Annotated in this window: 11 protein-coding genes; 4 read left to right on the forward strand and 7 right to left on the reverse strand. The window is 62.6% G+C overall.

Annotated elements, in window-relative coordinates:
• Window positions 1-55 precede the first annotated feature (55 nt).
• From ENZ74_RS10075 to rpsD, 3 genes are all read right to left on the reverse strand, one after another.
• Window positions 56-883 carry an inositol monophosphatase family protein gene (locus ENZ74_RS10075; protein WP_013532140.1) on the reverse strand — a complete coding sequence of 276 codons (828 nt, stop codon included), beginning with the start codon at window positions 881-883 and terminating at the stop codon, window positions 56-58.
• Window positions 873-1,790, reverse strand: a complete 918-nt coding sequence (gene ttcA, locus ENZ74_RS10080; RefSeq protein WP_063167816.1) for a tRNA 2-thiocytidine(32) synthetase TtcA — start codon at window positions 1,788-1,790, stop codon at window positions 873-875. The genes ENZ74_RS10075 and ttcA overlap by 11 nt, the downstream gene beginning before the upstream one ends.
• A 107-nt stretch (window positions 1,791-1,897) precedes the next feature.
• Entirely contained in the window at window positions 1,898-2,515 is a 618-nt protein-coding gene (gene rpsD, locus ENZ74_RS10085) for a 30S ribosomal protein S4 (RefSeq protein ID WP_127312756.1), read from the reverse strand.
• Window positions 2,516-2,890: 375 nt separating this feature from the next.
• On the opposite strand from rpsD, the gene ENZ74_RS10090 reads away from it, so the two are divergent.
• Window positions 2,891-3,100 (forward strand): hypothetical protein, encoded by a 210-nt coding sequence (locus ENZ74_RS10090; protein ID WP_013532143.1) that lies wholly within the window; start codon window positions 2,891-2,893, stop codon window positions 3,098-3,100.
• Between the two features lie 105 nt (window positions 3,101-3,205).
• On the opposite strand, the gene ENZ74_RS10095 is transcribed toward ENZ74_RS10090, so the two are convergent.
• The 3 genes from ENZ74_RS10095 to ENZ74_RS10105 all read right to left on the reverse strand — a co-directional run bounded on the left by ENZ74_RS10095 (window position 3,206) and on the right by ENZ74_RS10105 (window position 5,166).
• Window positions 3,206-3,394 carry a DUF3008 family protein gene (locus tag ENZ74_RS10095; RefSeq protein WP_013532144.1) on the reverse strand — a complete coding sequence of 63 codons (189 nt, stop codon included), beginning with the start codon at window positions 3,392-3,394 and terminating at the stop codon, window positions 3,206-3,208.
• Window positions 3,395-3,458: 64 nt separating this feature from the next.
• A complete protein-coding gene (gene murI / locus ENZ74_RS10100; RefSeq protein ID WP_013532145.1) occupies window positions 3,459-4,259 on the reverse strand; it encodes a glutamate racemase in 801 nt (266 codons plus the stop codon).
• Window positions 4,252-5,166 carry an RNA methyltransferase gene (locus ENZ74_RS10105; protein WP_024504565.1) on the reverse strand — a complete coding sequence of 305 codons (915 nt, stop codon included), beginning with the start codon at window positions 5,164-5,166 and terminating at the stop codon, window positions 4,252-4,254. Before ENZ74_RS10105 ends, murI begins: the two co-directional genes overlap by 8 nt.
• 216 nt (window positions 5,167-5,382) lie before the next feature.
• Here ENZ74_RS10105 and ENZ74_RS10110 point away from each other — a divergent pair, with 216 nt between their 5' ends.
• The 3 genes from ENZ74_RS10110 to ENZ74_RS10120 all read left to right on the forward strand — a co-directional run bounded on the left by ENZ74_RS10110 (window position 5,383) and on the right by ENZ74_RS10120 (window position 7,577).
• Window positions 5,383-6,594, forward strand: a complete 1,212-nt coding sequence (locus tag ENZ74_RS10110; RefSeq protein WP_063167815.1) for an NADP-dependent isocitrate dehydrogenase — start codon at window positions 5,383-5,385, stop codon at window positions 6,592-6,594.
• A gap of 137 nt (window positions 6,595-6,731) precedes the next feature.
• Window positions 6,732-6,911, forward strand: a complete 180-nt coding sequence (locus ENZ74_RS10115; protein ID WP_027162373.1) for a hypothetical protein — start codon at window positions 6,732-6,734, stop codon at window positions 6,909-6,911.
• 12 nt (window positions 6,912-6,923) lie between these two features.
• Window positions 6,924-7,577, forward strand: coding sequence for a glutathione S-transferase family protein (locus ENZ74_RS10120; RefSeq protein WP_063167814.1), 654 nt, complete (start codon window positions 6,924-6,926; stop codon window positions 7,575-7,577).
• A gap of 52 nt (window positions 7,578-7,629) precedes the next feature.
• Here the strand turns inward: ENZ74_RS10120 and alaS are convergent, their stop codons facing one another.
• Complete coding sequence (alaS, locus tag ENZ74_RS10125) at window positions 7,630-10,296, reverse strand: alanine--tRNA ligase (protein ID WP_063167813.1); 2,667 nt, start codon at window positions 10,294-10,296, stop codon at window positions 7,630-7,632.
• Between the last annotated feature and the right edge of the window lie 117 nt (window positions 10,297-10,413).

Consider the following 10,413-nt stretch of genomic DNA (forward strand, 5'->3'; position numbering starts at 1 on the left):
GAGCCTCCGGATTTGCGCGAGATTGTACTGCTTTCGGCTAACGCAGCAATCGATCCTACTGCGCCCAGAGCTCGCGGCGCAATTCGTGCCAGCTTTCCTTGTCTGGCGCGACAAGCAGGCCGCCGCCGAGATGCGAGGGCAGATAGGCGCTGCCGTCGAAGCGCGCCGCATGGCCGCCGGCCTCGGCATGGATCAGCACGCCGGCCAGGTGGTCCCACGGCATCAGCTTGTTGTAGACGACGAAGTGGGCATGGCCGCTCGCCAGCAGGCGGTATTCGTGCGCGGCGCAGCGATAGGCGAACTGCGACAGGATCTTGGTCTGGTTGCGCGCCAGCCGTGTCCGTTCCGGCTCGGCCATATATTGCCAGGAGACAGAGCCGGTCATCTCCGAGATCGGCGCGGGTACCGCTACATGCACCTTCTCGATGCTGCCGTGCGCATGCCGGATATGGCTGCCGGCACCCCTGGCGCCAATCAGCCAGTCCTTGCCGACGGGATCGTGGATGATGCCGGCGACGGTCTCGCCCTTGACCACGACCGCCAGCATGACGCCGAACAGCGGCACGCCGGAGGCGAAATTGAAAGTACCGTCGACCGGGTCGATGACGAAGGCCAGATCGGCATCGCCCAACCCGTTTAAAAGCGCTGGATTGTCGGAACAGGCCTCCTCGCCGACGACCATCGCTGAGGGATACCGCTCGCGCAGCCGCGCGGTGATCAGCCGCTCGGCATTGACGTCGGCTTCGGTCACCAGGTCGGCGGCCGACGTCTTCTGCCTGACATCGCCATCGCCCAACCGGCGAAAGCGCGGCATGATCTCGGCCAGTGCCGCCTCGGCCAGAATGCCGGCCAGCCAGTCGATCGCGGTGTCGTCAAATGTCATCGGCTTGCCTTGTGGTGAGGGTCTTGAGGGCAGCGAAATCGAACAGCTTTCTGTCGAGCAGATGCGATGGCCTGCTGTTCGACAGCGCGCGCAGCATCGTATCCTTGCGGCCCGGCATGCGCTTTTCCAGGTCCTCGAGCATCGCCTTCATGGCATTGCGCTGAAGACCTTCCTGGCTGCCGCAGAGATCGCAGGGAATGATCGGGAATCGCATGGCGGCAGCGAATTTTTCCAGATCGACCTCGGCGCAATAGCTCAAGGGCCGCAGCACCATGACGTCGCCTTCGTCATTGAGCAGTTTTGGCGGCATGGCGGCGAGACGCCCGCCATGGAAGAGGTTCATGAAGAAGGTCTCGAGAATGTCCTCGCGATGATGGCCGAGCACCAGCGCCGAGCACCCCTCCTCGCGTGCAATGCGGTAGAGATGGCCGCGCCTGAGACGCGAGCAGAGCGAGCAATAGGTGCTGCCCGCCGGCAGCTTGTCGGTGACGACGGAATAGGTGTCCTGATATTCGATCCGGTGCGCAATGCCGTGGCTGTCGAGATAGTCCGGCAGGATATGTTTGGGGAAATTCGGTTGGCCCTGGTCGAGATTGCAGGCCAGAAGATCGACCGGCAAGAGCCCGCGCCATTTGAGGTCGAGCAGCACCGCGAGCAGGCCGTAGGAATCCTTGCCGCCCGACAGCGCTACGAGCCAGCGCTGGCCGGGCTTGACCATCGAGAAATCCTCGATCGCCTGCCGGGTCAGCCGCAGCAGCCGCTTGCGCAGTTTGTTGAACTCGACCGAGGACGGCACGTCGGCGAACAGCGGATGGAAACCGCCTTCGCTGTCGGCGACCAGCGGATGGAAACCGCCTTCGCTGTCGGCGACCGGTTCGAGCGTTTCAATGTCTGGAAGCATGTTCATGGCATGTCGCTTTCAATGGCCCAGAGCGCCGGATTAGCGGACATGACCGACAAAGAAAAGGCCGCCTCGACGGGCGGCCTTCGCAGGATGTCGCAGAACGCGCTCGTTTAGCGCGAATAGAATTCGACGACCAGGTTCGGTTCCATCTGCACGGCGAACGGAACGTCCGCCAGGCCGGGGATGCGCGAGAAGGTCGCGACCATCTTGTTGTGATCGGCTTCGATGTAGTCCGGCACGTCGCGCTCGGCGAGACAGACAGCTTCCAGAACGATGACCAGCTGCTTGGACTTTTCGCGGATTTCGACGACATCGCCCGGCTTGCAGCGGTACGAGCCGATGTTGACGCGCTTGCCGTTGACGTTGACGTGACCGTGGTTGACGAACTGACGGGCGGCGAAAATGGTCGGCACGAACTTGGCGCGGTAGACGACCGCGTCGAGACGCGACTCGAGCAGGCCGATCAGGTTCTCCGAGGTGTCGCCCTTGCGGCGGTCAGCCTCTTCATAAACCTTGCGGAACTGCTTTTCCGAAACGTCGCCATAGTGCCCCTTCAGCTTCTGCTTGGCGCGCAGCTGCAGGCCGAAATCGGAAAGCTTGCCCTTGCGGCGCTGGCCATGCTGGCCGGGGCCGTATTCACGCTTGTTGACCGGGGACTTCGGGCGGCCCCAGATGTTTTCGCCGAGACGGCGGTCGATCTTGTACTTCGCGGATTCGCGCTTGCTCATCGCATTCCCTTTTCAAAACAACACACCCGGAACCTCATGGTCCGGGTGAAGGAAACGCGCCCTCCTCTGGCCTCCGTTTTCGAGACCTGACAGGGTTTTCCCACGCAACGCGGCGGAAAACCCACGGGACACGTCAGTTCAAACAAGATAGTAGAATTGGATTTCCACGCATCTTGCGCACATAAAGAAAACCACCGGGCATTGCGGCCCGGTGTTAGCGCGCTGATTAAACGGAGATTTAACCGGTGTCAAGCTTGTGGCTGGCGTAGGCCATGGCGACGATATAGCGTCTCTGGGTTGAGTACAGTGCCGGATGTGGCGGGAGGTTGCGCCAGCGGCATCAGGAAGGGACCGGAGCAGAGGAGCTACATTCGCATGAAGAAATTCTTCCTTACCCTGACAGGAGCCGCTGTGTTGGCGGGATCCATGGCGGTCATGACACCGGAGCCGGCTGAGGCCAGGCATTGGCAAGGGCACCGGCACCACCAGGCTTGCCGCATCGTGATCAAGAAGAAAATTATCTGGCGGCACGGCCACAAGAAGGTCATCCGCTACAAGATCAAGCAGTGCAGAGGGCGCTGGTAGGCTGCAATCAGGCGGCCGACATCATTTCGAAGCCTGCGGTTTGGCCGCGGGCTTTTGATTCCGGCTCGTGTTCTTCGGCGTTTCCCTTGAACGGCGGACTGCACTCTAGCCTTTCGACTTCTTCTCCGGCAGGCCCTTGCGCTTCGTCTCGGCGAATTCCTCGAGCTGCTTTTCGCTCATCGATTCGTACATTCCCTTGGAAGCGCCCTGGAGTTCGCTCTTCTTGGTCTCGCCGCGCTTGGCCGACAGAGCCGCGCCGGCGGCTTTCTGCTGGGCTTTCGAGGTGGCTGGCATGGCTCTTTCTCCCGTTGGCATCAGGAGAAAAACGCAACGACTGCCGTGATGTTCCGCTTCGCAATCACGACATCGCCAACCCGAACCCCTGCATCAGGCGGCGGGTGGGGAAATCGGCTCTTTTCGATGTGAAGACGGCAAGGTCGGGCCCTTCAGGCAACATCTCGCCACGACCGCTCGGATCGATGTCGGCGAGAAGCGACAGCGCCCGGCGCGCGATCGCTTCGGCGGGGTCGAGCCAGTCGACCGGCCAAGGCGCCGTCTTGCGCATACGATTGGCCAGAAAGGGGTAGTGTGTGCAGGCGAGCACGACGATATCCGTACGCAGCGCATCACGTTCGACGAAGCATGGCGTGATCTCGGCGCGCACCGCCTCCTCATCGACGAAGCCCTCACGCATGTAGATCTCAGCCAGTCCCGCCAGCCTGTCGCTGCCGACCAGGCGGACATGGCATTTCTGCGCCCATTTGCTGATCAGGTCGCGCGTGTACTGGCGCTTGACGGTGCCAGGCGTCGCCAGCACCGAAACCAGCCCTGAGCGCGTGCGTTCCGCCGCCGGCTTGATCGCAGGCACCATGCCGACAAAAGGATGCTCGGGAAATCTGTCGCGCAGCGCGTCGATCACCAACGTCGAGGCGGTGTTGCAGGCGATGACCGAAATGGCCGGCGCAAACCGCTCAAGCAGTTTGCCGAACAATTCAAGGATATGCACCCTCAGCGCCGGCTCTTCCCAGGCGCCATAGGGAAACGCAGCGTCGTCGGCGACATAGATGAAACGGCGGTCGGGCATCAGCACGCGCGCCTCGCGCAGTACGGTGAGCCCGCCGATGCCCGAATCGAACATCAGGATCGGCCGCTCAGTCATTGTCGGTTCCTTTTCCGCCAAGCGGCGGTATGTCATCGTCCTTGCCGGCGCCGGCAAGGCGCGCCGCTTCCGCCTTGCGGGCTCGCGCGGCGGCCGCGGGCAAGCGCCGTGGATCATCGCCAGGGGACCCGTCGCCGCGCGGCATCGCCGGCGAAAACCTGTCGAGCGACGAGATGATGCCGCGCAGCACCTTCAGCTCCGGTTCGGCAAAACCGGCGCGCGTCAGCACCGCACGCAGATTGTCGATCATTTTCGGCTTCTTCGGTGCCGGCCGGAAATAGCCGCGCGCTTCCAGTGCGCCTTCGAGATAGGCGAACAGGCCGTGCAATTCCTCCTTGCTTGCCGGCTTCATGTCCGGGCCGGAAAAATTGGTCTTGGTCTCGTCTTCCAGGCCGGACTTCATCCATTCGTAGGACATCAGAAGCGCGGCCTGGGCGATGTTGAGCGACGAGAAATCGGGATCGACCGGGAACGTGACGATCTCGTCGGCAAGGCCGACCTCGTCATTGTAGAGGCCGAAGCGCTCGCGGCCGAACAGGATGCCGGTGCGCTGGCCCATTGCGTGACGGGTCCGAAGCATCCTGCCCGCCTCCACCGGCCCGCGCACGGATTTGAAGCCGTCGCGCTGCCTGGCCGTGGTGGCGAAGACGAAGTTCAGGTCGGCGAGCGCCGAGGCCAGATCGTCAAAGACGGTGACGGCGTCGATGACATGATCGGCGCGGCTCGCCGCCGCACGTGCCTTCTCGCTCGGCCAACCGTCACGCGGATTGACGAGGCGCAGCTCCGACAGACCGAAATTGGCCATGGCGCGCGCGACCATGCCGATGTTCTCGCCAAGCTGAGGCTCGACGAGGATGATCGCCGGGCCGGCGACTGCAATGCTATCAGGATCTTTGGTGACGGGCATGATTGTCAATGAACTGCTGTTTGCGGCATTTCAGCGTCCCCTGCCATATTCGGCCGGGAAAATGAAGCATTCGCAAATGACGACGGCTCTGGCCTCCAATTCGTGACCGATCGCCGTTTGCGTGGCCAAAAGCGCTTTGATATACGGGCGACATCTCCCGGCCCAACGCCACGCGGGCAAGGCCGTCCCACATCCCAGCAACGAGGCATTCTTTCCATGGCGAAGATCAAGGTGGCGAACCCGGTCGTCGAACTCGACGGCGACGAGATGACCCGCATCATCTGGCAGTTCATCAAGGACAAGCTGATCCACCCTTATCTCGACCTCAAGCTGGAATATTACGACCTCGGCGTGGAACACCGCGACGCCACCAACGACCAGGTGACGATCGATTCGGCCAACGCCATCAAGAAATACGGCGTCGGCGTGAAATGCGCGACGATCACGCCTGACGAGCAGCGCGTCGAGGAGTTCAAGCTGAAGAAGATGTGGAAGTCGCCGAACGGCACCATCCGCAACATCCTCGGCGGCACCATCTTCCGCGAGCCGATCATCATGAAGAACGTGCCGCGCCTGGTGCCCGGCTGGACCAAGCCAATCATCGTCGGCCGTCACGCTTTCGGCGACCAGTACCGCGCCACCGATTTCCGCTTCCCCGGCAAGGGCAAGCTGACCATCAAGTTCGTCGGCGAGGACGGCCAGGTGATCGAGCACGATGTGTACGACGCGCCCGGCGCCGGTGTCGCCATGGCCATGTACAATCTCGATGAGTCGATCCGCGAGTTCGCCCGCGCCTCGCTGAACTACGGCTTGCTGCGCAACTACCCGGTCTATCTGTCGACCAAGAACACCATCCTGAAGGCCTATGACGGCCGCTTCAAGGACATCTTCCAGGAGGTCTACGAGGCTGAATTCGAGACCGAGTTCAAGTCGAAGAAGCTGTGGTACGAGCACCGCCTGATCGACGACATGGTAGCCTCCGCCCTGAAATGGTCGGGCGGCTATGTCTGGGCCTGCAAGAACTATGACGGCGACGTCCAGTCCGACACGGTCGCGCAAGGTTTCGGCTCACTCGGCCTGATGACCTCGGTGCTGATGACGCCGGACGGCAAGACGGTGGAAGCCGAAGCCGCGCACGGCACCGTTACCCGCCACTATCGCCAGCACCAGAAGGGCGAGGAAACCTCGACCAATTCGATCGCCTCGATCTTCGCCTGGACGCGGGGGCTCGCCCACCGCGCCAAGCTCGACGACAATGCCGAGCTGAAGCGCTTTGCCGACACGCTGGAAAAGGTCTGTATCCAGACGGTCGAGTCCGGCTTCATGACCAAGGACCTGTCGCTGCTGATCGGCCCCGACCAGCCCTGGCTGTCGACCACCGGTTTCCTCGACAAGATCGACGAGAATTTGCAGAAAGCGATGGCGTAGGCATGTCGTCCAAAGGCTTCGCTCGATATTGATCTCGTGCGCGACAGCACTGAGTTAACGACAAAGACTTGAGGCGTGTCGAAGTGCAAATCTGTCTTCCGTGGATGAGCTGGATTTGCGAAAATAGGTAGATGTAAATGGCTATGTGGTTCGATCAGCAAGAACGGCTAAAGAGTACCAAGGGCAAAGAGCTCTTGGACTCCATGCCGAAGTTTGAGGTGCAAGCTGCCAATGTCGCTCCCGCTCCGGCGGAGCTTGGAGGCAAGATCACGCTCGTCATCGAAGATGGCAAGCCCGTTGTGAAGATAAAAGAATAGAGCGTCGCCCGCATCGATCATAGCGTCAACACCACATCGTCGAGCAAGCCCATCGTCTACGGGGCGGACTATAGCGTCTATGTGCGCATCGTCCGCCTCGTGCTTGAGGAAAAAGGCATCGACTACGAGCTTGTGCCAGTCGATGTCTTTGCCGCCGACGGGATTCCCGCCTGGTATTTCGAACATCATCCGTTCGGCCGCATCCCGGCCTTCGAGCATGACGGATTCCGGCTGTTCGAGACGAGCGCGATTGCCAGATATGTTGACGAGGCGTTCGACGGGCCAGCGCTGCAAGCGACGGAGCCTCGTGGCCGCGCAACCATGAACCAGATCATCGGCATGCTCGATGCCTATGCCTACAGATCGATGGTCTGGGATGTCGCCGTCGAGCGGCTGGAGAAGGCTCAGCCGGATGAGGCGTTGATCGCCGGCGGCCTTGCTCAGGCGAGCAAAGCGCTTCGGACGCTGTCCGCGCTGAAAGCGCCGGGACCGTGGCTGCTGGGCGACCAGCTGACGCTGGCCGACCTGCATGCCGCACCGATCATCGGTTATTTCGTCAAGGTCGCCGAGGGGCGAAATCTGCTGGCCGAGTTCCCTGATATCCGGGACTGGTATGCGCGCATTGCGGCTCGGCCGAGCTTCGTGCGGACTGAAAAAATCGGCTGATAAGTGACGTCCGCTGTCCCTCCAACCGTTGCTTTAAATTCAGTCCACTCGCCTACGCCGCTTCGAGTGCCGCCCTTACCGCAGCAATCGCATCATCGGCCTTGGAAGCGTCGGGGCCGCCGGCCTGGGCCATGTCGGGCCGTCCGCCGCCGCCCTGCCCGCCGAGTGCCGCCGAGGCCACTCGGACAAGGTCGACGGCGCTGAAGCGGCCGACGAGGTCGTCGGTGACGGCCACCACGACGCTTGCCTTGTTGTCTTCGCCGGCGCCGACGAAGACGACGACGCCGGAGCCGAGCGACGTCTTGCCGGCATCGGCCAGCGGCTTCAGGTCCTTCGGTGAGACACCTGAGACCGTCTTGCCGAGGAAGCCGACACCGGCGACCGTCTCATTGGCGGCTGGAGCATCGGCAGACGATCCGCCGCCCAATGCCAGCTTCTTGCGCGCTTCGGTCAGTTCCTTTTCGAGCTTCTTGCGCTCTTCGAGCAGCGTCTCGACGCGCGCCGGTACATCGGCCGGCGAAATCTTCAACACGGCTGCCGTCGCCTTCAAACGCCTGTCCTGCTCGTCGAGATGTTTGCGCGCGGCTTCGCCCGTCAATGCCTCGATGCGGCGCACGCCGGCGGCGACCGCGCTGTCCGACACGACACGCACCAGGCCGATGTCGCCGGTCGCCCGGACATGGGTGCCACCGCAGAGCTCGACCGAATAGGGCCGGTTCGCCTTGGCGCCGTGCAGGCCGGTGCCCATCGACACGACGCGCACTTCGTCGCCGTACTTTTCGCCAAACAGCGCCATGGCGCCCTCGGCGATGGCATCGTCGACCGACATCAGGCGCGTGGTCACCGGGCCGTTCTGGACGACGATCTCGTTGGCCATGCGCTCGACCTCTTCGAGGTCTTCGGCCGAAATCGGCTTGTTGTGCGAGATGTCAAAGCGCAGGCGCTCGGGCGCGACCAGCGAGCCCTTCTGTGCGACATGGCTGCCCAGCACTTCGCGCAGCGCCTCATGGATCAGATGCGTCGCGGAATGGTTGGCGCGCAGCCTCGAGCGCCTTGCATGATCGACCTTCAGCTCGACAGCCGCGCCCGTCTTGACGGTGCCGCTGGCCACCTTGCCGATATGCACGAACAGCCCGTCGGCCTTCTTCTGCGTATCCGAAACCTCGATCGAGAACCCCTCGCCGGAGATGACGCCGGTGTCGCCCATCTGGCCGCCGGACTCGGCATAGAACGGCGTCTGGTTGACGACGATCGCCACCGCGTCGCCCTTGCCGGCGCCGTCGACAGCCTTGCCGTCCCGGACAAGCGCCTGGATGATGCCTTCCGCAGCTTCAGTCTCATAGCCGAGGAACTCGGTGGCGCCGGCCTTCTCGCGCACCGAGAACCAGATGGTCTCGGTGGCGGCGTCGCCGGACCCGGCCCAATGCTTGCGCGCCTCGGCCTTCTGCTGCTCCATCGCGTTGGTGAAGCCGGCAATATCGACCGAGATGCTGCGCTGGCGCAGTGCGTCCTGCGTCAGGTCGAGCGGGAAGCCATAGGTGTCGTAGAGCTTGAAGGCCGTCTCGCCATCCAGCATGTCGCCGGCATGCAGCGTTTCGGTCGCCTCGGAAAGCAGGCCGAGGCCGCGCACCAGCGTCTTGCGAAACCTGGTCTCCTCGAGCTTCAGCGTCTCGGTGATCAATTGTTCGCCGCGCAGCAGTTCCGGATAGGCCTGGCCCATTTCGCGCACCAGCGCCGGCACCAGCTTCCACATCAGCGGTTCGTTGGCACCGAGCAGCTGCGCATGGCGCATGGCGCGGCGCATGATGCGGCGCAGGACGTAGCCCCTGCCTTCGTTCGAGGGCAGCACGCCATCGGCGACCAGGAAGGAGGACGAGCGCAGATGATCGGCAATGACTCGGTAGGAGGCGACCGTCTCCTTGTCGGGATCATGCCCGATCGCGGACGAGGCCGCGTCGATCAGGTGACGGAACAGATCGGTCTCGAAGACGCTTTCCACCCCTTGCAGGATGGAGGCCATGCGCTCCAGGCCCATGCCGGTGTCGATCGAGGGGCGCGGCAGGTCGATGCGCTCCTCCTTCGTCACCTGTTCATACTGCATGAACACCAGGTTCCAGAATTCCAGGAAACGGTCGCCGTCCTCCTCCGGGCTGCCGGGAGGGCCGCCCCAGATGTGCTCGCCGCGGTCGATGAAGATCTCCGAGCACGGCCCGCAGGGTCCGGTGTCGCCCATCGCCCAGAAATTGTCCGAGGTCGCGATGCGAATGATGCGGTCGTCGGAAAAACCGGCGATCTTCTTCCAGAAGCCGGCCGCCTCGTCATCCGTGTGATAGACGGTGACCAGCAGCTTGTCCTTGCTCAGCCCGAATTCCCTGGTGATCAGGTTCCAGGCAAGCTCGATGGCGCGCTCCTTGAAATAGTCGCCGAAGGAGAAGTTGCCGAGCATCTCGAAGAAGGTCAGATGACGCGCGGTGTAGCCGACATTGTCGAGATCGTTGTGCTTGCCGCCGGCGCGAACGCTCTTCTGGGCGGTCGAGGCGCGCGAATAGGGCCGCTTCTCCAGGCCGGTGAAGACGTTCTTGAACTGTACCATTCCGGCGTTGGTGAACATCAGCGTCGGGTCGTTGCGCGGCACCAGCGGACTCGACGCGACGATCTCGTGACCCTCCTTGCGGAAGTAGTCGAGAAATGTCGACCGGATTTCGTTCACGCCACTCATGAATGCTGCCTTTTCAGAAGGGCCGCCGGCAAACCGGCGGAAATGGGCTCTGCGTTTTAGAAGATTAGGACTTGGCCTTTTAGCCGCCGCGCTTCACCCTGTCCAGAAACACGGAAT

Source organism: Mesorhizobium sp. M7A.F.Ca.CA.002.15.2.1, from assembly GCF_003998715.1.
In the GTDB taxonomy this organism is placed as follows: Bacteria; Pseudomonadota; Alphaproteobacteria; order Rhizobiales; family Rhizobiaceae; genus Mesorhizobium; species Mesorhizobium ciceri.

What these genes read in the sequence shown, in the direction of transcription:
- ENZ74_RS10075 (WP_013532140.1), bottom strand. Translation starts at nt 883, where the DNA reads ATGACATTTGACGACACCGCGATCGACTGGCTGGCCGGCATTCTGGCC.
- ttcA (WP_063167816.1), bottom strand. Translation starts at nt 1,790, where the DNA reads ATGAACATGCTTCCAGACATTGAAACGCTCGAACCGGTCGCCGACAGC.
- rpsD (WP_127312756.1), bottom strand. Translation starts at nt 2,515, where the DNA reads ATGAGCAAGCGCGAATCCGCGAAGTACAAGATCGACCGCCGTCTCGGC.
- ENZ74_RS10090 (WP_013532143.1), top strand. Translation starts at nt 2,891, where the DNA reads ATGAAGAAATTCTTCCTTACCCTGACAGGAGCCGCTGTGTTGGCGGGA.
- ENZ74_RS10095 (WP_013532144.1), bottom strand. Translation starts at nt 3,394, where the DNA reads ATGCCAGCCACCTCGAAAGCCCAGCAGAAAGCCGCCGGCGCGGCTCTG.
- murI (WP_013532145.1), bottom strand. Translation starts at nt 4,259, where the DNA reads ATGACTGAGCGGCCGATCCTGATGTTCGATTCGGGCATCGGCGGGCTC.
- ENZ74_RS10105 (WP_024504565.1), bottom strand. Translation starts at nt 5,166, where the DNA reads ATGCCCGTCACCAAAGATCCTGATAGCATTGCAGTCGCCGGCCCGGCG.
- ENZ74_RS10110 (WP_063167815.1), top strand. Translation starts at nt 5,383, where the DNA reads ATGGCGAAGATCAAGGTGGCGAACCCGGTCGTCGAACTCGACGGCGAC.
- ENZ74_RS10115 (WP_027162373.1), top strand. Translation starts at nt 6,732, where the DNA reads ATGGCTATGTGGTTCGATCAGCAAGAACGGCTAAAGAGTACCAAGGGC.
- alaS (WP_063167813.1), bottom strand. Translation starts at nt 10,296, where the DNA reads ATGAGTGGCGTGAACGAAATCCGGTCGACATTTCTCGACTACTTCCGC.